This window comes from Exiguobacterium sp. EF_C8 (assembly GCF_054956715.1).
The window spans coordinates 2,869,362-2,888,889 of the sequence record NZ_CM143264.1 but is presented as its reverse complement, the minus strand read 5'-3'; the positions used below and the strand labels follow the sequence as shown (position 1 = coordinate 2,888,889).

Below are 19,528 nucleotides of genomic sequence, written 5' to 3'. Positions count from 1 at the left end.
TTCGAGCTTTGACGCATGAAAACACGACCTTTCGTAAATTAAGACATCGCGTAGATGGCGAGTACGACGATTCCGTTGTTAAAGACATGAATGGCGATCGGAGCAAGAATCCGGCGCGTCTTGACGAAGACGAGTGAGAAGACGAAACTCATCGCGACATAGATTAAAAATTTGTTGTCTTGGTGGATCAGGGCAAATAAGCCACCCGTCAGGATGAAGCTAAAGAAGAAACCGAGCTTCGATGAGAGATTGCCGAACATGATGTGCCGGAACAAGAACTCTTCCATGATCGGTCCAAGCAAGACGACCATGACTTGCAGGAGCGGGATGACTTGAATCGCTTGAATGATTTGATCCGTATTTTGCGATTTCGCGACATTTTCGATCCCGCCTGCCATCCAGGCATCGATCAAATTGACGCTGATCAAGAGTGCATACAAAAGCGCAATCCCGATCCCGATCCATTTTAGTGTATCCATCGGATCGGTTTGACGTCCTTCTGCCTTCCATTTCTGCCAATCAGGACGCAGACAGTAGTAGGAGACGATGACGGCGACCGTGAAGCCGATCGCGAGCCACCAACCGGCGACGTCAGCAATGACGTTCTTCGGAAGGAAATACTGGAACGAACCCGGAACCAATTGGACGATCAGATAGATGATGATCGGGATGACGTGACGCTTTTGCCACTTCTCCGCCATCAGAAAAGGCAGACTGATTGGATTTTTCATCGTACAGGACACAACTCCTTTGTAATGAAGGTACTGTCCCGATTGTAACAAACAAACGGTCTTGGCGCACGATTGACGATGATTCAAAGGTGTCGATTTCGGGAAAACGGATAAAGGTTCAGGCTTGAATTCAGGAGAGAAAGCGTATAAGATAAAAATATGTTAGCACTCAACGAAAGTGAGTGCTAAAAACAATCATTTTCAAGGAGGATGTTTCGCATGTTAAAACCACTTGGTGATCGCATCGTGATCGAAGTCGTTAAAAAAGAAGAAACAACACTCGGAGGAATCGTTCTTCCTGGGTCAGCGAAAGAAAAACCACAAGAGGGTAAAGTCGTCGCTGTCGGTACTGGCCGTGTGACAGAGCAAGGCGTACGTGTACCACTTGAAGTGAGTGTCGGAGATCACGTCATCTATGCACAATATGCCGGTTCGGAAGTCAAAGTCGACGGCAATGAATACTTAATTTTACGCGAAAGCGATATTTTGGCAGTAGCCGAGTAATTCAGTCAATCATCTATAAGGGGGATTTCAGTCATGGCAAAAGAGATTTTATTCAGTGAAGAAGCACGTCGGGCAATGCTCCGCGGGGTCGACGCATTAGCGGATGCAGTTAAAGTCACAATCGGACCAAAAGGACGCAACGTCGTCCTCGAGCGAAAGTTCGGTTCACCACTCATCACGAATGATGGCGTGACGATCGCGAAAGAAATCGAACTCGAAGATCACTTCGAGAACATGGGTGCAAAACTCGTCGCAGAAGTTGCCTCAAAAACGAATGAAATCGCAGGGGATGGTACGACAACAGCGACAGTCCTCGCACAAGCGATGATTCGGGAAGGTCTCAAAAACGTCACAGCGGGCGCAAACCCGATGGTCATCCGTAAAGGAATCGAAAAAGCAGTCCGTCGTGCTGTCGAAGAGTTGCACACGATTGCAAAACCAATTGAAGGTAAAGAAGCGATCGCCCAAGTCGCAGCGATCTCAGCAGCGGACGAAGAAGTTGGTCAATTGATCGCAGAAGCAATGGAACGTGTCGGTCAAGATGGTGTCATCACGATCGAAGAATCACGCGGCTTCACGACAGAACTCGACGTCGTTGAAGGAATGCAGTTCGACCGTGGTTACGCGTCACCATACATGATCACGGATTCAGACAAGATGGAAGCGGTCCTTGAAAACCCGTACATCCTCGTCACGGACAAAAAAATCTCGAACATCCAAGAGATTCTTCCGGTCCTCGAGCAAGTCGTCCAACAAAACAAACCACTTCTCATTATCGCGGAAGACGTAGAAGGTGAAGCACTCGCGACACTCGTCGTCAACAAACTCCGTGGTACGTTCAACGCGGTAGCAGTTAAAGCACCAGGCTTTGGTGACCGCCGGAAAGCAATGCTTGAGGACATTTCGATCGTCACAGGTGCAGAATTGATCACAGAAGACCTCGGTCTTGATCTGAAAGAAACACAAATCACGCAACTCGGTCGTGCGTCGAAAGTCGTCGTCTCAAAAGACAACACGACGATCGTCGAAGGTCACGGACACGGTGATTCGATCGAAGCACGTGTCGGTACGATCCGTGCGCAAATCGAAGAGACGACAAGTGACTTCGATCGTGAGAAATTACAAGAACGTCTGGCGAAACTCGCAGGTGGCGTAGCGGTCGTCAAAGTCGGAGCAGCAACCGAGACTGAGCTCAAAGAACGTAAGCTCCGGATCGAAGATGCACTCAACGCGACACGCGCAGCAGTCGAAGAAGGCATCGTAGCAGGTGGGGGAACAGCTCTCATTCACGTCACGAAAGCTGTCGAATCGATTCTGTCGGTCTCAACAGGCGACGAAGCAACAGGTGTCAACATCGTTCTTCGTGCACTTGAAGCACCACTTCGTCAAATTGCGGAAAACGCAGGTCAAGAAGGCTCAGTCATCGTCGAGCGTCTCAAGCATGAAGCACCAGGAATGGGCTATAATGCGGCAACGGACGAATATGTCGACATGATCGAGACAGGAATCGTCGACCCAGCGAAAGTAACGCGTTCAGCACTTCAAAACGCGGCGTCCGTCTCAGCGATGTTCTTAACAACAGAAGCAGTCATCGCCGATAAACCAGAACCAGCTGGATCTGCTCCTGCAATGCCTGATATGGGCGGCATGGGTGGAATGGGCGGAATGATGTAAGGCATTTCATCTCTAAGTACCGAATCCTAGTAAATAGGGTTTGGTACTTTTTTTATACTTCATACTTTCAAAATGAGTTGAATAATTATTCTTTTATTTGTAATATTATACTTAATGTTTAAGCGATATACATATATAGAATTAACTAGAAGTGATTGAGGGGAGATTTAACATTTAATCGTCGCCATACGTTCATAGATCAAAAGAGAGATAGGTGTCATCAAATGAATGAAATTTTAAAAGGTATAATAACGTCCGGGACGCTCATTATCGCTATTGGAGCACAAAATGCATTCGTTTTAAAACAAGGCTTATTAAAAAATAATATTTTCTGGGTAGCCTTGGTGTGTTTCTTATGTGATGTGTTACTGATGTGCACGGGCGTATTAGGGGTCGGTACTGTTATTAAAAACAATACGTTTGCGAATGTTGGTCTTGCGATTGTCGGAGGACTATTTCTGCTATTATACGGATTCAAATCTTTTCGAAGTGCGTTTTCATCGTCAAGTGCAATCGATATTTCAACCGATGTTAAAATCATTCCCATTCATAAAACAATTTTAGTTACATTAGCAATTACACTTTTAAATCCACATGTATACCTAGATACGGTCGTTGTCATCGGTGGTATAGCTGGGACTTTGACATTTGATCAAAAAGTCAATTTCTTAATTGGAGCCTTAGTTGCCTCGTTTGTCTGGTTTTTTGGCTTAGGGTATGGATCGAGATGGCTCATTCCTGTATTTAAACAACCAAAAGCGTGGAAAGTATTAGATTTTGGAATAGGATGCTTAATGTTCTGGCTATCGTATCAATTGATTCAGTTTGCTTTAGAAAAAAGTTAAAAAGATCTTTAAAAGACTAAGGAGCAACTGCAAAATATGAAGGACGATGAGATTTTATATTTAGTTGAGCAGATGTCTGAGGAAAAGTACTTCTATCAGGAAGAATCGAAGTGCTATACGAACGAAGGCTCACCATCAGACACCGCTTATGAAAAAGTTCGTCATTTTAGGGACGCGAATATGCTTCCGAGATTGAACACGTTACTCGACAAAGTGAAACAAGCAGAACAAAAACAACATCTTTATTTTATGATTGGAACGATTGGTGAGAATTCGGGAGATGTTCGTGCAGGGATGTTATTGCTTGAGAAACTGGAGCAAGAAACAAAGCCGAGTCTTCTCGAAAGTATCTTAGAAGAAATAGCAAAACAACGATGCATTCATAATACAGAACGAATTGTAAAATACATAGACGATTCTCGGTCGTCTGTTCGAGAGGCTGCGATTCAAGCATTGCGAGTCTGTCGAGATGAGATAGCAGAGGATGCATTAATTCGTTTGATTACGACATCAAATAACTCTTTTGATATCATGAGTGCTAATTTTGTTTTAGCCACGATTGGAACAGAGCGAGCAATTTCTTATTTGATTCCTTTGTTGGACCATTCGCGAGGAGACGTTAGGCATTCGGCTTTAGCTGCACTGAGTGAACTTGGAAATGGATTAGATCTTTCAATATTTTTGCATGGACTAAAAGATCGATCTAGCAATGTGAGAGAGTATGCGTTAGTCGCAATCGAGCAACATGGTGATGAAGTAGCGATTGAACCGGTAATCAAACGTTTACAAATATTATTGAAGCGAACGCGACAGATACAGACAGATGAAGTCCTAATCGCTCTTCGATTTTTATATCGATACCAGCATTCCTCTCAGGCGATTCCTAAATTATTTCATTGGATCATTCAAACAAAAAGAGAACTTTTGTTTGACGAAGAATGGCAATGGATCGAAGACCATTTTACTTTCTACTGATGGGCTCGAGGGTAGGTGGAGATAACGATCAATAAACAAGCCTGACTTCTCACGAGACGTGAAGAAGGTCAGGCTTGTTTATTTTAAGAAAATTAGATGCTCTTTAATTACTCCAGTTCATTCTCCTCAATAATCTTATCCGACAGCTTTAATTGCTTACTCACATCCTTCACTTGATTGCGACAGAACTTCATCTCGACTTTCTTTTCTGTCGATACGTCATAACAGGTGCCTTCGCCTGATGCTTTCGTCAAATCCGCTTCATAGTAATAGTCCTTGTAGCGGAACGAACCATCACGGAAGCCCGTCAGATTCGGTTTGTCGTCGATGAGGGATTGCCCCATCATATAGGATGTTTTGAGATTCAACAAATCAATGATCGTTGGTGCGATATCAATCTGTCCGCCATTCTCTCTCATGACCCGACCGGTTTGCTGGTCGGGTTTTTTGATGAAGAGCGGGATGCGGCGCTCGAGTTCAAAGGCAGCAACGGGAGACGATACATCCGCCTTTTTGCGCATCTCACTGCCTTCATTGACGAGTCCACTATCGTGATCACCATAAAAGATGACGAGGGACTGGTCCCAGAGATCCCGTTGTTTCAACTCGTCGATCATCTTTCCAACACCGGTATCGACGTAATGGACAGTCTGATAATACCGTTTCAACATCGGATCCTTATATCCAGATAGATCAAGCATCTGATCTTCCTTGTCGATCTCATACGGTGTATGACTCGTCAGCGCGACTAAAAACGAGAAGAACGGTTCTTGCAACGTCTCCATGTGATCAATCGATTCGAGGAAGAACTGCTGATCGTTCAGCGCCATTCCGATTTTCTTCTCTTTTGAATAATCTTTTTGGCTGAAGAAGTGCTTAAAACCGATGTTCTTGTAAACATCGTCACGATTCCAAAAACCTTTTTCGTAGGCATGCATCGCTGCCGTATCGTATCCATTTTTCTCAAGTAATGCCGGGAGCGGCTCGAATTCATTCGTCGGATATTGCGTATAGACAGAGCCTGATTTCAATGGATAAAGTGAGGTGTTCGTAATGAACTCGGCGTCCGAAGTTCGTCCTTCATGCGTCTGGTGGTAGAGCGACGAGAAGTAGAGCGATTCCTTCTTCAATTGATTCAGGTTCGGTGTCACTTCCTCATCATTGATGGTTTGGTCGATGACTGAAGCCTGGAATGACTCAAGCTGCACCAGAATGATATTCGGTGTCTGCTTCGGACCGGTTGGATTTGCATTTTCTTTTTGATTGATACGCTGTTGCTCCTGTGCCGTCAGTCCGTCGCCGGGTTGTCCGGTCACGCCTTTAAACACATCCCACCCGTGATAACCCCAAAAGCCAAACAGGTAGTAGTCACGCATATCGGAGATCGTTGCCGTCGGTTGACGCTCTTCCGTTAGCGTCCGGTATGTCAGTAGCGAAGCAGACAAGATAATACCGCTGATTGCGAGTAGCCCAGCTGTCCGGCGTCGTGTTTGCTTCGTCGTCACTTCCGGTCGTTTGCGGAAAACGAAAAGCAGTAGTACGAAAATCAAACTATCGGCGAACAAGAGGAAGTCTTGGGGTACGATCAAGGCAGTGAAGCCGCTACTGACGTCACTCATCTGCGTCATCTGTGAGAGGAGCGAGACGGAGAGGAAGTCCTCGAAGTAACGGTAGTACCACATGTCGGAAGCGAGCAGAAAACTGTGCGCGAGCAGTAGACCGAGCCAAACCCAGCGGCGTTTATTCCACGGAATCAGTAACGTCCAGCTCGACAGGATCAGCATCCCGGCCAGGTTCATGAGTGTTAAATGGAGCGAAAGATCGGTCTTTGTAAAGTAACTAAACAGCATGAACTTCAGCATGCCGAGTAATAAATAAAGGGTGTATCGAATCGCCATGGTCAGTACTCCTTACGTGTGTCGTCACACAGTCTTTACCCTGAATCGAAACGTGTCGAACGCTTGAATGTTTTCTTCAAAAAACATTAGAAGAATGACTGGATATGGAATAAAATAGAATTAATCACTTATTTTTGAAAGGATGTTCTACATAGATGAACTGGAAACATTGGATGGGAAGTGCCGTGCTGATCTACGGTACATGGATGACGCTCTCTGTCACCGCGGATGCTGCACCGTACGACGTCAAAACGAAAGATCAAGCAATCGTTGGATTTTATGATTTAGAGACAAAAGAGACGACGCCTTATCCAAAAGACGTCTCACCGTACATGGAACTACGAGCGACATCAGCCGATAAAACGTTATTCTTGTACCAAGATTATTATGGAGATGAGACTGAAAAGCCTTATTATTTGGTTGATGCGAAGACGGGAGCTTCGGAACTGCTGACGCTTTCAGAAGACAAGAGGTACCTGCGTGTCTTGAATCACGATATGGTGCTAGGGTATACCTCGTTTGATGATATATCAATCTTTATCCGTGAAGGGAATCAATTCGTTACGCGGGATACGTTAGAGGTGACTTCTCAAAATCAGTTGCAGTGGATTGGACCGAATCGCTTCTCGATCCAACGAGAAGACAGTGCCGATTGGTATGATGTAAATCTGGACGGTACATTCTCGAAAGTCCGTTCCGTTGACGTGAAGCGGTTCTCGCCTTTAACCAATGACTGGATCTTAGATGATGAACAGGACACATTGCGTCAAGTCGTGACCAATCAACAAATCACCTTACCGAAAGTCTCACGAGGATATTACGTTGAGGGAGCGTACGAAACGAAAGACGGATTATACGTTCAACTGGTCGATGTTAGTTCGTCAAACGAGTCATCGTTATTCTACTTAGATACGGCGAGTGGGCAACTGACGACACTCGTTGACCATTCAAAGCAATTAGCGAATGAACTGTTAGCGGATGGAAAAGCCATCTACCGGAGCAAGGATCAAGCGACGATGTTATCGTTTGCGTCTTATTTGCGCCAACCGATCGCAATCAATGACTTGACGAAGGATGATACGACGTTGCTCGAAGGAACGGTTCTAGCTCCTAGCGTTGAGCTGACGCGTATAGATGGAACGACAGGTATCGTTGAGCCCAGTAAATTATCGTTCACTGGGAATGTCGAACTGAAAAACGAGCTGTTCACGATCACGACGATTCCGAAACGTTTACCGTATAGTGAGTATCGGACGATATACACGACTGAAACCGGTAAGGTCTTGGAGGACCTGACACGTTATCAATACCAGCGTTATTTAACAGCTCAGGGTTCAGCGATTCCAACCATTAAGGAAGGTACAACATCCTATAGCTTTAACATCAATCAAAGCGATGTTCCGGTGACGGTCTATGGAAAAGATGGCGTCCTCATCGGAAGAGCTGCCTCCGATGAGACAGGACGTGTCCAAATCAACGTGTCGACGAAAAATCTTGTCGGTCAGGTGACGCGTTGGACGTTCGGAAATACACGAGACTTCAATCAAGAAGCATCCGTGAACCGGACCGTCGCAGGTTATGAAGTGCCACGCATTACCCAGTCGAAAAACGATAATTTTAAATTCATTACATACCGCTTAGAAAGTGCCAAAGAAGGCGGTATCTATAAAATCTATGCAGGGAAACGACAAATTCAATCTGTTCCAGCAACGAAAAAGACAGAGATCACAATTCCATATACGAATGACTTAGCGTCATATCGTATTACACGAAGTGGTGAGTATCCTACGAAATCACTCTCTTTGAAAGATAGCGTGATGATTTACAGTAATCTATCCGCACCCCTAACGGATGAACACACGACGGTCGAAGGAATTCTTGATGGAGATGCCGATTACGGAAAGCTGTATATTGATGGGAAATATACGGCATATATCGATCGTAAGAAAACGCAGAGTTTTGCGATTAAGACAAAACCATTGAAGGTTGGACAAGTCGTGACGTTCGTTGCCCGTAAAGGAACACAACTTCAAGTCTCCGGGCAGAAAGTCGTGGCAGCAGCCAATCCAACACTCAAGTCGTATACGACGTCACTCAGTCCGACGAGTACATCATGGAAAGTCAAAGCGACGAAAGGAAAGACGATCGTCGTCACAATCAATAAGAAGCGGTACACGAAACTCGCAACCGGTAAGACACAAACGATGACGTTCCCGAAGCAAAAACGAGGCACTCGGGTCACGGTACACGCGGAGTCGATCAAGCTGCGTAAGAGTAAGACCTTTAGTTTAACCGTTAAATAAGTGAACTGACAGGAATCCTTCAAGGCAGAAAATGTCTTACGGGATTCCTGTTTTGTTTTAAAATGGTCTTTGGTTCAAACGTTTGGTTGAAGAATTGGACAGAATTTCCTCTTGAATTCAAACAATTGACGTTAATTTGCGCAGAAAGCGGGAATAGAAAGCGTGTACGTCCATCGTCCGTCACTGTCTTTTAAAAAAGGAGCGAAGTCATGTCAAACGTGAAACTAGCGGTCATCTATTACAGCGCAACCGGAACGAACCATCAACTTGCCTCATGGGCAAAAGAAGCGGGAGAAGCAGCAGGGGCGGAAGTCCGTCTTGCGAAAATCAAGGAGACAGCCCCAGCAGAAGCGATCGCTTCGAACCCATTGTGGCAAAAGCATGCGGAAGCCACACGTGATATCGAAGAAGCGACACCGGATCTACTCGACTGGGCAGATGCGATTATCTTTAGCGTCCCGACACGTTACGGTCATGTCCCAGGACAATTCCAACAGTTCCTCGACACGACAGGCGGACTGTGGGCACAAGGCAAACTCGTCAATAAAGTCGTCAGTGCGATGTCGTCGGCACAGAATCCGCATGGCGGTCAGGAAGCGACTGTTCTCGCAGTTTATACGACGATGTTCCACTGGGGTGCAATCGTTGCGGCACCAGGTTATTCGGATCCTGTCTTGTTCGCAGCGGGCGGAAATCCATATGGTACATCGGTCACTGTCGACCAAGACGGTAACATGGTTGAATCAGTCGAACCAGCCGTGCGCCATCAAGCGAAACGGACGGTTGAAGTGGCAAGCCGTCTTAACTCATAACATTACCTAATTCAAAAAGCGCCGGAATGCTGATTCGCATTCTGGCGCTTTTTCGTATGCATCATGTGTTTTGTGTCAACGGAAGTTCGACTGTGAACGTCGAGCCTTGTCCTTCGATCGACTCGACATGGATTTCTCCATCATGTCCACGCGCAATTTCGCGACAGATCGAGAGCCCAAGACCAGTACCGCCGATTTGACGGGTGTCCGAATTGTCAACACGATAGAATTTTTGGAACAGGTTACTCATCGCAGAAGCTGGGATCCCGATACCCTCATCTTGAATCGCGACCGTGACACGTGACGCGTGTCGCGTCAGTTGAATATCGATCGTTCCACCAGCTGGTGAGTATTTGATCGCATTGTTGATCAGGTTACTGAATAATTGGCGAATCTTCTTCGCATCCCCTTCGACGATCAATGGTTCGACGTTTCGGAATATTTCAATCGCGTGGGAAGAAGACGACAGACTATGCAACTGTTTCAAATCCCGAATCATCGCGACGATATCGAACGGTGCCATCTCATATTCCTGACGGTTTGCTTCCATCCGTTGCAAGTCGAGGAAGTCATTGATCAACAGCGAGAGACGTTCTGTTTCCGAATGGACCGCTTCGAGATACTTCTTCTGTCGTTTCGGTGGTAGGTCACGCTGAATCATCAGCTCAGTAAAGCCATAGATCGACGAGAGTGGTGTCCGTAGTTCGTGTGAGATCGTCGAGACGAGTTCGTTTTTGATCCGGTCAATCTCGACTTCATTCGTCACGTCACGTAAGACGAGTAGAATCCCGCGGAACTGTCCACCATAATGAATGCTCTCGGAGTACGTCTTGATGAAGCGTCGCTCTTGATCGATCGAGAAGGTGGTTCCTTCACCGATTTCTCGTTTCACGAACGTCTTTTTCAAGTAACGTTCGAATTCCGGTAGTTGGTCGACGCGATGCTTGAGTTGAACGACAGACGGAGTGATGTTCATCAGCCCATTCTCATCGAGACTGTTATCAACCGGATGGTCAAACAGATCTAGCAATGGTCGGTTGATCAACTGGATGTCGCCGTCGGGCTCGATATACACGATCGATTCACGGATCGAGTTCAACAGTCGCGCTGTTTTTTCCCGTTCGCGTTCAATCTCGTCGAACGTCCGCATCCGTAGGAGTGACAACGCTAGCTGACGCGCGAAGGCAGCGAGTTCTTCCTGCTCGTAACGATCAAACCGATCCTGATTACGGGACAAGAAGATATAGGCGATGATCTCATTTTGACTCGGATCAAGAACCGGTGTGACAGCGCGCGCGACTTCATCTTCGAACTGCGTATGCGGTCGTTTGTCTTGTCGCGACTCACGTAATAACGGCTCAATCGTTGGCATCCAATCTTCGACTGTGAGCGGTGTCTGCGGATAAAAGACGATATCGATCACTTTCGTACCATCTTTGAAAATCAAGGCACCTTGCGTCGCATTCGTGATTTCAACCATCTTTTGAATGACGGCAGGATAGGCACTGATGCTATCACGCGACGCAAGTGTCTCCGTCAATTGATTACGTAGCCGTAAATGGGACTCGTTCCGTTGCGTCAGTTTCAACGCATCTTCGAGATTAACGTTCGTCGACATCAATTGGTGTTTGTTTTCAATCAAGGCTGTCGCCATCTGATGGAACGATTTACTCAATTCACCGATCTCGTCAGCACGGTTCAGCGGAATCAACGGTAACGTATGCTCACCACTTGCAAGGAGCTTGCTCTCCTTGCTGAGAAGGTGGATTTGTCGCGTCGTCCGTTCGATGAACGGGCGGACGATCAGCAAGATGACGAGGAACAACACGATCAGGTTGACGAGCCAAATCCACTCAGCGTACTTCGTCTGCGTGACAAGCTGTTCTTTTGCACCGAGTTCTTTCGCGCGGAGACTACTCCGGTAGTTCGTGAACGTACTCTCCATCGTGTTGACACTTTTACGCATCGTTTCACTGTTCGAGGCATTCATCTTGAACTTCCGATTCGGGTCCCGAGGTACTTGTGGCATCATCGCTTTTAGACTCGGCATCTGCAGGAAACGCTCGTCAATCGTGCCCGATTGCTTTGCTTGGACGTATTTAATCAAGCTGGGCATGACGAAATTTGTATAAGAATTATAGAGCGACCGGATATCAGACGCATAGATTTGATCCGCTTTATATAAGCGATTCTTTTCAAACCAAGCCGTCTGTTGTTCGAGTGATGCCTTCTTTTCATCAATCACGTCGAGCACGGCGTCATCTCCGAAGACGATATAGCCCCGCATCTCGTATTGAAGGGACTGCCAATCGTCCCAGAGTTTCGTCGCCCGATCTTCGCGCATGCTGATCGCATCGAGCTCTTGTTTGGCATCCATGACTTGGTGGTTCGTATAAAAATAAGCAGCCAAAGAGGAGACGGATAAGGTAATAAGAATGAGATAAAATGACGACATGATCTGTCGACTGATCTTTTGATTGAACCATTTTCGCATATGGATTATGGATGCTCCTTTGTATATGTGAGTCGAGGGTCGATTAGATGTATTACATTGGAATATTTGTTACCGTAATCGTACATTTTTTAGACGGATAAATATAGTCATAATGTATAAAATATCTTCAAAATAAGAGATTCACGTTCACAAGAAAATAAAGAACGACAAAAAAGCAGGACGAGAGCCTAGTCTCATCCTACTTCGATACCTATTAATGATGTTCAACGACAATCTTTCCAATCGTTTTTCCACTTTCGACGAGACGGTGTGCTTCTTTTAGATTGTCGGCGTTCATGCCGATCAATGTCTGTGTCACCGTCGTCTCGAGCGTATGCTCTTCGATCCATGCTGCGACTTGCGTCAGAATCTCATGTTGGCGAATCATATCATCTGTCGCAAACAGCGGGCGCGTGAACATGAATTCCCAGACGAACGTCGCACTCTTTTGTTGGAGCGCACTTAAATCGAGTTTTTGATTCGTCTCGACGATGCTACAGATTTTCCCTTGCGGTGCGATCACATCGACCATCGTCTCGAAATGTTGGTCCGTCGCATTGAGACAGAAGATATAGTCAACGTATTTGTAACCGAGGGCTTCGAGCTGAGGACGGAATGCGTCGTGGTGATTGATCGTATGATGCGCACCGTGTTCCTTCGCCCAATCAATCGTCTCGTCGCGTGACGCGGTACCGATGACCGTCAATCCAGCGTGATTCGCAAGTTGTGTCGCAATCGAACCGACACCGCCAGCGGCTCCGATGATGAGGATTGTCTTCTTAAGATTCGACTTAGCATCAAACGTCAATCCGAGACGATCGGTCAATGCTTCATAGGCTGTCAGTGTCGTCAACGGGAGAGCAGCCGCTTCACTGAACGTCAACCGTTCCGGTTTTTTAGCGACAATTCGTTCATCGACGAGTTGGAAGTCGCTGTTTGATCCAGGGCGCTGAATTGCACCAGCGTAATACACTTCATCACCGACTTGGAAGAGGGAGGCATCATCGCCAACTTCAACGACGACTCCCGCTGCATCATAACCGATGACCTTCGGGGCGTCTTCGTCTTTCCCGTGGGCACGGACTTTCGTATCGACCGGGTTGACGGAGACAGCTTTGATCTCAACTAAGAGATCGTGTCCTGTTGCTTCTGGTCGTGGTAGTTCCAGATCAATCAGACTATCTTGTTCCGTTAAAGGTAAGTGTCGGTGGAAACCGACAGCGGACATATTCGACATCAACAATCATCCTTTCCAGATAGGAATCGTTTCTCTCCATCTGTTCCACGCCCGCTCGGTCTTAAAACCAGTTGCGAAACTTTGAAAACGGATTCCCCTTCTGTCATCAACGGAAGAATGCTGGATAGATATGGTAGCATATGAGAGTAGCTATCCATTTTCGAGAAGGAGCGATTTTGTATGTATGACGTCATCTCTCTACCGGCAGGAACGACTCAAGTCACGATTGAACGTTACCTCGTCCATGCTCATCCGCACCCCCGTCCGTATCGACCCGCGCGTTTGATTGCCTTACGTCAAAGTGGTGGCGTCATGCATCGACTGTATCGCACGGAGCGGGAAATCGTGCTCTCTCCGCACGAGGCACTCGCCCCACAAGTCCAGCGGCTCTCGTTCTCGCAACAGGAGCGTGTCCTTGCGTATATCGAAGAACGTCGCGCAAGCTTTGGTTTTGATGAAGGGGAGGAATACAAATTTTACTTACTCGAAGTAGCATATGAACTTCGTCACTTACCACGAACGGATCGACCGATTCGGGCACATACGTACTATCAACTGGATGAGCTGTTGTCGGGTCGACCGCTCGTCTTGCGAGCTAGAAGTTAAGAACGCTCCACATGAGATAAAAAAACAGTCCGCCTTTCCTTACGTTCATCGCGAGGAGGGCGGACTGTTTATTAAAGTGCTGGCGTTGGCGTCGGTGTGACACCGGTCTTCGCATAAGTTTGATCGATTGCAGTCCGAATTTCCTTGACGGAGCTACCTTTTTGATAAGCGACGATCGACTGTGCCGCGATATCGAGACACGTACCACACGTAATGCCGTGCGTCGTCCAGGTCGTTGACGTAGCATTCTGTTCTTCGATGAAGCAGTCATAGTTGCTCGTATGACCCGCAGATTCACCACAACCGCAATAACATGGCATCTTCTTCAATAAATCGGGATGTTTAGCGACGGAGCGATAGATTGTTTGAATCGATTGATCCTGCTCATCGAGAAAAGCAGGTAACGTGTCCGGTCCCGCGGTCTTCTCGAGTTGATCATCGGCACCGTGACTGGCATGATCAGCGTGATCTTCGTGATTCGTGTGTTCTGTTTTTGGAGTATCCGTCTGTTCAGCCGTCCCGCATGCAGCGAGCAACAGGCTGAGACTAAGTGGAAGTCCAAAACGATACAGTCGTCTTTGCATAGTCGGCCTCTCTTTCATTGTCTTACCTTCATTATAAGGAAAGTAAAACGATGAAAGCATGACGATTTATTGACGCTTATTTCGTGAGTGCTTGTGTGATCGTCTTGATGTTCGCTTGCATCATACTGTAGTACGTGTCGCCGTCTTTACCCGGTGCTCCGAGCGAGTCGGTGAAAAGTGTGCCAGCGATCGGAACGCCGGTCTCACGAGAGACAGTCTCCATACTCCGCCGGTCGACGCTTGTTTCGACGAATAGGACAGGGATGTCTTGCTCCTTGATCGTATCGACGATCCGGCGGACTTGTGCCGGCGTTCCTTGATTATCTGAGTTGATCTCCCAAATATAATCCGCTTTGACGTCATAGGCAGTTCCGAAGTATTTGAAGGCACCTTCACTCGTGACGAGGTGACGTTCTGCTTTCGGAATGTCGGCAAACTGCTTTTTCGCTTCCTGATCAAGCGTCTGCAGTTGTTTGATGTAAGCCTCGGCATTTTTCTCGTAGTCCGCTTTGTGCTTCGGATCTTCCTTGATCAATGCCTGCTTGACGTTTTCGACGTATTGAATGCCGTTACTCACATCGAGCCACGCGTGCGGATCGGTTTCTGATTCCTTGCCTTTCGTCGTCAGGTACTTTGGTTCGACGCCTTGACTTAAACGATAGACTGGCGCGTCAGACGCGTCTTTGCCAGTCGTTGCCCGAAGTTTGTCGAACCAAGCACCGTCGGCTTCAAGATTCAGACCGTTATAGAAAACGACATCCGCATCCGCCATCGCTTGTACGTCTGCCGGAAGTGGATCATACTCATGCGGATTTGCCCCAATCTTAACCATGCTGTGAACATCAACGTGTTCACGACCAACTTCGCGGGCGAGATCAGCGAGAATTGAATACGTCGCAACGACCTTCAGCTTTCCGTTATCTTCTGCTGGTGTCGAACAAGCAGCAAGCAAGACTGTGCTGAGGAGGACGAACAGGAAAAATTTTAATTTCATACCGTAGACTCCTTTCGTTTCCGGTGACGCATCAGACCGTGACGTGGTGAAAAGATGAAGACGAGTGCGAACAGCGTCGTCGCGACGAGGACGATCGATGCACCAGAGGATAAATTGTAGGTGAAGCTGAAATACAGTCCGACGATGGCGGACAGCGTACCGAAGCCTGCTGCTAGGAACAGCATCCGCGAGAGACGGTTCGTCAGTAAATACGCTGTCGCAGCTGGTGTGATCAGCATCGCAACGACGAGGATGATGCCGACCGTCTGAAGGGAAGCGACGGTGACGAGTGTCAGCAATGTCATCAATCCATAGTGAATCCAGCGTGTCGATAGTCCATAGGCTTGCGCCATTGTCGGGTCAAAGGAACTGATCAGCAACTCTTTGTAGAACAAGAAGATTCCCCCGAGGACGATCAATCCGATGATGACGGTCATCCACATATCGCTCGGACGGACCGCGAGGACGTTGCCGAACAAAATGTGATAGAGATCGCTACTGCTACGTAAGAACGAAATCAGGATGATCCCAAGGGCGAAGGCGGATGTGAAGAGGATGCCGATCGCTGTGTCGTTCTTGATGCGACTGTTCTGGCTAACGAAACCGATTCCAAGTGCCGTCACGAGACCCGTCACGACAGCACCGATCAAGAAGTTGATCCCGAGTAGATAAGAAATCGCGACACCAGGTAAAACGGCGTGCGAGATTGCATCCCCCATCAACGACATCCCGCGAAGGATGATGAAACAGCCGATCACACCACAGATGATGCCGACCATGATGGCGGTGATCATCGCTTTTTGTAAGAACTCATATTGAAGTAATGCCTCGATGAACGTCATCCTTGTCCCTCCTTGCGTCGTTCGAATAGTGGTAAGCCATACGCTGGTTCGAGCCACTCCGGCGTCAAGATATCAGACGGAGGACCGACAGCGATTAGTCGTTTGTTCAACAGCATCAACGTGTCGAAGTAGTCCTCTGCTTTATGCAGATCATGGTGGACGACGACAATCGTCCGCCCTTCGGCTCGGAGTGTCCGTAAGAGTTCGATGATCATCTGCTCACTGGCGACATCGATACCGACGAACGGTTCGTCCAGCAACAGTAGTTCTGCTTCTTGGGCAAGGGCACGCGCCAGAAAGACCCGTTGTTGTTGTCCGCCTGACAGTTCACCGATTTGCCGTTCGGCATGATCGGACATACCGACGCGTTCGAGACATTCCATGGCGAACGCTTTTTGTGCTTTCGATGGTCGTTTGAATAAGCCGAGCTTCGGATAACAGCCCATCAACACGACATCCTGCACACGAACCGGGAAGTCCCAATCAATTGCACTTCGTTGCGGGACGTATGCGACACGTGACCGGACAGCTTCGAGTGGTTGATCGAGTACGCGTAACTGCTCGATCCGAGCGGGAATCAGACCGAGGATGGCTTTTAAGAAAGTGGATTTACCGGCACCATTCGGTCCGATGATACCAATCAGCGAAGCGACCGGAAGACGGACGGATACATCGGCGAGTGCATGTGTATCAAAATAGGAGACCGTGAGTCGGTTAACATCAAGGGCGTACATGAATGCTCACTCCTTTAGTTTTATGGTATAGAGAAGGAAAGTTTCCTTAGGGCAAAAAGTAGATTAAAAATTTTTGATGATTCATTACTAGAGAAAGATTCGGTCTACTAATAATGTTTCCTTAAGGCAAACTTTAAAGCCGTGAGAAACAGTTGTCAACTGTTTTTCGATATCGATCGCGAATCAACTCGTGCTAAGATGAAAAGGCAGAATCGTATGGGGGTGAGGAGATTGCGTCAGACAGCAGAACAACAATGGAAGTGGCTATTGCTCGATGCACTTGCGAAGGAAAAGCGAGAGCAAGCACAGCAAGTCATCGAAGAAGTCTATCCGTATGACATCGCGCAAGTGTATGAAGAATTAGGAGAAGACGATCAAGCACGACTCCTCGATTATCTCGATCACGAACGATTGGCAGATGTGCTTGAGGAGCTCGAAGGAGAGCAACGTCTTGCCGTCTTGCGTCGTTTAGACGTCGAGCGCGCCGGGCATGTCCTCGATTTAATGGAAAACGATGATGTCGCGGATTTACTGGAGGAACTGGGACCAGAAGAAACTGACCGTTTGCTTGGTAGCATGCGGACAGACGAGGCACTGATCGTCCGCAATCTCTTGACGTATCCACCGGAGACGGCAGGGCGTTTGATGACGAACCGGTTCATCTGGGTGGGAGAGGATTTCACGGTCGGTGAGACGGTCGAGAAGATGCGTGACTACATTGAATACTCGGAGACGATCAATTACGTGTACGTCGTCAATCAACTCAGTGAACTCGTCGGTGTCATCTCATACCGGGACGTCATCTTAGCTGAAAATACGGAACGAATCAGCGATGTCATGGAGACGAAGGTGATTCGGGTCGCAGCAGAGACCGATCAGGAAGAGGTCGCGCAATTGTTCGAACGCTATGATCTCGTTTCGCTACCGGTCGTCGAAGGCGATGTTCTCGTCGGATTGATTACGGTCGATGATGCACTCGATGTCTTACGGGAAGAAGCGAATGAAGACATCGAGAAACTCTCAGCATCCGGTAAATCAATTGATTTCGAGACGAAGCCGTGGATTGCTGCAACCCGGCGCTTGCCATGGCTCGTCTTGTTACTGTTCATCGGGCTCGTCTCCGGATCGATCATCAGTCAGTTCGAAGAGACGCTTTCAAAAGTTGTCGCGCTCGCCTTTTTCATGCCAATGATTGCTGGGATGACCGGAAATACCGGTACCCAATCGCTCGCGGTCGTCGTCCGTGGATTGATCACGCGTGAAGTCGATAAGCGGGTCGCGACGCGATTAATCCTACGAGAACTTTGGGTTGGTTTGATCATTGGTGTCATTTGTGGTGTCTTGATTGCTATCATTGCGTACGTCTGGCAAGGAAGTGCCGTCTTAGGTCTTGTCGTCGGCAGCTCACTCGTCATCACGCTGATTTTTGGAACACTGGCTGGAACGATCATTCCGCTCATCTTACATCGCTTAAAGATCGACCCGGCGATTGCGTCCGGACCGCTGATCACGACGTTGAACGATATCTTGTCGCTCCTCGTCTACTTCGGGATCGCGACCGCGTTCATCAGTCGCTTGATGTAAAAAAACCGAACCGATTCGCCTTCTCTTCAAGAGAAAGGGAATTGGTTCGGTTTTTTTCATGCATTCTCATGCGTCGTGCGAATCCAGACCGCCAGTGGACCGATGTCGTCAAAGCCTGCTTCGAGCGCCGTGATCAGGTGATCACCGTATTCGTATCCGACGAGTGGTTGACCGGGGAAGTGTGCGGAGCACAAGCGTGCGATATCATCCCATAAGCGTTCATCAAGATAGTCGGAACTAACGTACATCAATCCGGTCGTCGTTTGGTTCGAGTAGGCGATGCAACTTGCCTGTTGTGCTTCGCAATAGAAAAAGCGGACGTCCGGATGTTGCCATAACGATTCCGGTAACTCCGGTGTCGCTTGGATTGCTTGGAAGCGAGTAAACTGCGTGGCATCCGTGACGACAGACCAATCGACGGGAAGAGCGCGACGATCGAGTATGGCGGGACGGGTCATCCATTCCGCTGTGAACAGGTGACTGAGACCAGCGCTTGAGAAATCATAGCTCGCCGTACAGTCCTTGATGCTGTACACGTCGGTTGCATTAATTCGCTGATGAGGAAGGCGAACCATCAGTTCCGGATAATAACTTGGAACGCTTCCTTTAGCGAGCCAGGTCGATTCGGTTTCTGTCACCTGGCATCCGACTTGTTCACAAACAAGGCGACACCAATCGAAATTGTTTTGGATGGCAGATTGACGCATGCTT

At 47.7% G+C, this 19,528-nt stretch carries 17 protein-coding genes; 8 read left to right on the top strand and 9 right to left on the bottom strand.

The window, feature by feature from the left end; translation table 11 throughout:
- Positions 1-38: 38 nt before the first annotated feature.
- Complete coding sequence (locus ACY2IG_RS15200; protein WP_058713945.1) at positions 39-731, bottom strand: CPBP family intramembrane glutamic endopeptidase; 693 nt, start codon at positions 729-731, stop codon at positions 39-41.
- A gap of 219 nt (positions 732-950) precedes the next feature.
- Here ACY2IG_RS15200 and groES point away from each other — a divergent pair, with 219 nt between their 5' ends.
- The 4 genes from groES (at position 951) to ACY2IG_RS15180 (ending at position 4,729) form a co-directional block, all read left to right on the top strand.
- Positions 951-1,235, top strand: coding sequence for a co-chaperone GroES (gene groES / locus ACY2IG_RS15195; RefSeq protein WP_023469587.1), 285 nt, complete (start codon positions 951-953; stop codon positions 1,233-1,235).
- A 33-nt stretch (positions 1,236-1,268) separates the two neighbouring features.
- The gene (groL, locus tag ACY2IG_RS15190) at positions 1,269-2,909 is read left to right on the top strand and encodes a chaperonin GroEL (RefSeq protein ID WP_029342811.1); all 1,641 of its coding nucleotides are present in this window, start codon (positions 1,269-1,271) and stop codon (positions 2,907-2,909) included.
- A gap of 224 nt (positions 2,910-3,133) precedes the next feature.
- Positions 3,134-3,754 carry a LysE/ArgO family amino acid transporter gene (locus ACY2IG_RS15185; protein WP_462618162.1) on the top strand — a complete coding sequence of 207 codons (621 nt, stop codon included), beginning with the start codon at positions 3,134-3,136 and terminating at the stop codon, positions 3,752-3,754.
- Positions 3,755-3,790: 36 nt separating this feature from the next.
- Complete coding sequence (locus ACY2IG_RS15180; RefSeq protein WP_462618161.1) at positions 3,791-4,729, top strand: HEAT repeat domain-containing protein; 939 nt, start codon at positions 3,791-3,793, stop codon at positions 4,727-4,729.
- Between the two features lie 107 nt (positions 4,730-4,836).
- On the opposite strand, the gene ACY2IG_RS15175 is transcribed toward ACY2IG_RS15180, so the two are convergent.
- Entirely contained in the window at positions 4,837-6,627 is a 1,791-nt protein-coding gene (locus ACY2IG_RS15175) for an LTA synthase family protein (protein WP_462618160.1), read from the bottom strand.
- Between the two features lie 155 nt (positions 6,628-6,782).
- On the opposite strand from ACY2IG_RS15175, the gene ACY2IG_RS15170 reads away from it, so the two are divergent.
- Together ACY2IG_RS15170 and wrbA are read left to right on the top strand one after the other, a co-directional pair.
- The gene (locus ACY2IG_RS15170; protein WP_462618159.1) at positions 6,783-8,930 is read left to right on the top strand and encodes a hypothetical protein; all 2,148 of its coding nucleotides are present in this window, start codon (positions 6,783-6,785) and stop codon (positions 8,928-8,930) included.
- Between the two features lie 209 nt (positions 8,931-9,139).
- Entirely contained in the window at positions 9,140-9,742 is a 603-nt protein-coding gene (gene wrbA / locus ACY2IG_RS15165) for an NAD(P)H:quinone oxidoreductase (protein ID WP_035410786.1), read from the top strand.
- 61 nt (positions 9,743-9,803) lie between these two features.
- Here the strand turns inward: wrbA and ACY2IG_RS15160 are convergent, their stop codons facing one another.
- Positions 9,804-12,236: a HAMP domain-containing sensor histidine kinase gene (locus ACY2IG_RS15160; protein ID WP_462618158.1), complete on the bottom strand. Its 2,433-nt coding sequence runs from the start codon at positions 12,234-12,236 to the stop codon at positions 9,804-9,806.
- 214 nt (positions 12,237-12,450) lie between these two features.
- Complete coding sequence (locus tag ACY2IG_RS15155; RefSeq protein ID WP_290788789.1) at positions 12,451-13,464, bottom strand: zinc-binding alcohol dehydrogenase family protein; 1,014 nt, start codon at positions 13,462-13,464, stop codon at positions 12,451-12,453.
- A 189-nt stretch (positions 13,465-13,653) separates the two neighbouring features.
- Between ACY2IG_RS15155 and ACY2IG_RS15150 the strand changes: the two genes are divergently transcribed.
- Positions 13,654-14,079 (top strand): hypothetical protein, encoded by a 426-nt coding sequence (locus ACY2IG_RS15150; RefSeq protein ID WP_035410778.1) that lies wholly within the window; start codon positions 13,654-13,656, stop codon positions 14,077-14,079.
- A 71-nt stretch (positions 14,080-14,150) separates the two neighbouring features.
- Here the strand turns inward: ACY2IG_RS15150 and ACY2IG_RS15145 are convergent, their stop codons facing one another.
- The 4 genes from ACY2IG_RS15145 to ACY2IG_RS15130 all read right to left on the bottom strand — a co-directional run bounded on the left by ACY2IG_RS15145 (position 14,151) and on the right by ACY2IG_RS15130 (position 17,233).
- Positions 14,151-14,663: a PCYCGC domain-containing protein gene (locus tag ACY2IG_RS15145; RefSeq protein ID WP_214852058.1), complete on the bottom strand. Its 513-nt coding sequence runs from the start codon at positions 14,661-14,663 to the stop codon at positions 14,151-14,153.
- 76 nt (positions 14,664-14,739) lie between these two features.
- Complete coding sequence (locus tag ACY2IG_RS15140) at positions 14,740-15,657, bottom strand: metal ABC transporter substrate-binding protein (RefSeq protein ID WP_462618157.1); 918 nt, start codon at positions 15,655-15,657, stop codon at positions 14,740-14,742.
- Positions 15,654-16,499: a metal ABC transporter permease gene (locus tag ACY2IG_RS15135; RefSeq protein ID WP_308102073.1), complete on the bottom strand. Its 846-nt coding sequence runs from the start codon at positions 16,497-16,499 to the stop codon at positions 15,654-15,656. The genes ACY2IG_RS15140 and ACY2IG_RS15135 overlap by 4 nt, the downstream gene beginning before the upstream one ends.
- A complete protein-coding gene (locus ACY2IG_RS15130; RefSeq protein ID WP_290753078.1) occupies positions 16,496-17,233 on the bottom strand; it encodes a metal ABC transporter ATP-binding protein in 738 nt (245 codons plus the stop codon). The genes ACY2IG_RS15135 and ACY2IG_RS15130 overlap by 4 nt, the downstream gene beginning before the upstream one ends.
- A gap of 231 nt (positions 17,234-17,464) precedes the next feature.
- Here ACY2IG_RS15130 and mgtE point away from each other — a divergent pair, with 231 nt between their 5' ends.
- Positions 17,465-18,817, top strand: a complete 1,353-nt coding sequence (gene mgtE, locus ACY2IG_RS15125; protein WP_035410763.1) for a magnesium transporter — start codon at positions 17,465-17,467, stop codon at positions 18,815-18,817.
- A 56-nt stretch (positions 18,818-18,873) separates the two neighbouring features.
- On the opposite strand, the gene ACY2IG_RS15120 is transcribed toward mgtE, so the two are convergent.
- The gene (locus ACY2IG_RS15120) at positions 18,874-19,524 is read right to left on the bottom strand and encodes a hypothetical protein (RefSeq protein ID WP_056064119.1); all 651 of its coding nucleotides are present in this window, start codon (positions 19,522-19,524) and stop codon (positions 18,874-18,876) included.
- Positions 19,525-19,528 lie beyond the last annotated feature (4 nt).

Bases quoted from the DNA above. Each gene is read 5' to 3' on its own strand.
- ACY2IG_RS15200 (WP_058713945.1), bottom strand. From the start codon at position 731: ATGAAAAATCCAATCAGTCTGCCTTTTCTGATGGCGGAGAAGTGGCAA.
- groES (WP_023469587.1), top strand. From the start codon at position 951: ATGTTAAAACCACTTGGTGATCGCATCGTGATCGAAGTCGTTAAAAAA.
- groL (WP_029342811.1), top strand. From the start codon at position 1,269: ATGGCAAAAGAGATTTTATTCAGTGAAGAAGCACGTCGGGCAATGCTC.
- ACY2IG_RS15185 (WP_462618162.1), top strand. From the start codon at position 3,134: ATGAATGAAATTTTAAAAGGTATAATAACGTCCGGGACGCTCATTATC.
- ACY2IG_RS15180 (WP_462618161.1), top strand. From the start codon at position 3,791: ATGAAGGACGATGAGATTTTATATTTAGTTGAGCAGATGTCTGAGGAA.
- ACY2IG_RS15175 (WP_462618160.1), bottom strand. From the start codon at position 6,627: ATGGCGATTCGATACACCCTTTATTTATTACTCGGCATGCTGAAGTTC.
- ACY2IG_RS15170 (WP_462618159.1), top strand. From the start codon at position 6,783: ATGAACTGGAAACATTGGATGGGAAGTGCCGTGCTGATCTACGGTACA.
- wrbA (WP_035410786.1), top strand. From the start codon at position 9,140: ATGTCAAACGTGAAACTAGCGGTCATCTATTACAGCGCAACCGGAACG.
- ACY2IG_RS15160 (WP_462618158.1), bottom strand. From the start codon at position 12,236: ATGCGAAAATGGTTCAATCAAAAGATCAGTCGACAGATCATGTCGTCA.
- ACY2IG_RS15155 (WP_290788789.1), bottom strand. From the start codon at position 13,464: ATGTCCGCTGTCGGTTTCCACCGACACTTACCTTTAACGGAACAAGAT.
- ACY2IG_RS15150 (WP_035410778.1), top strand. From the start codon at position 13,654: ATGTATGACGTCATCTCTCTACCGGCAGGAACGACTCAAGTCACGATT.
- ACY2IG_RS15145 (WP_214852058.1), bottom strand. From the start codon at position 14,663: ATGCAAAGACGACTGTATCGTTTTGGACTTCCACTTAGTCTCAGCCTG.
- ACY2IG_RS15140 (WP_462618157.1), bottom strand. From the start codon at position 15,657: ATGAAATTAAAATTTTTCCTGTTCGTCCTCCTCAGCACAGTCTTGCTT.
- ACY2IG_RS15135 (WP_308102073.1), bottom strand. From the start codon at position 16,499: ATGACGTTCATCGAGGCATTACTTCAATATGAGTTCTTACAAAAAGCG.
- ACY2IG_RS15130 (WP_290753078.1), bottom strand. From the start codon at position 17,233: ATGTACGCCCTTGATGTTAACCGACTCACGGTCTCCTATTTTGATACA.
- ACY2IG_RS15120 (WP_056064119.1), bottom strand. From the start codon at position 19,524: ATGCGTCAATCTGCCATCCAAAACAATTTCGATTGGTGTCGCCTTGTT.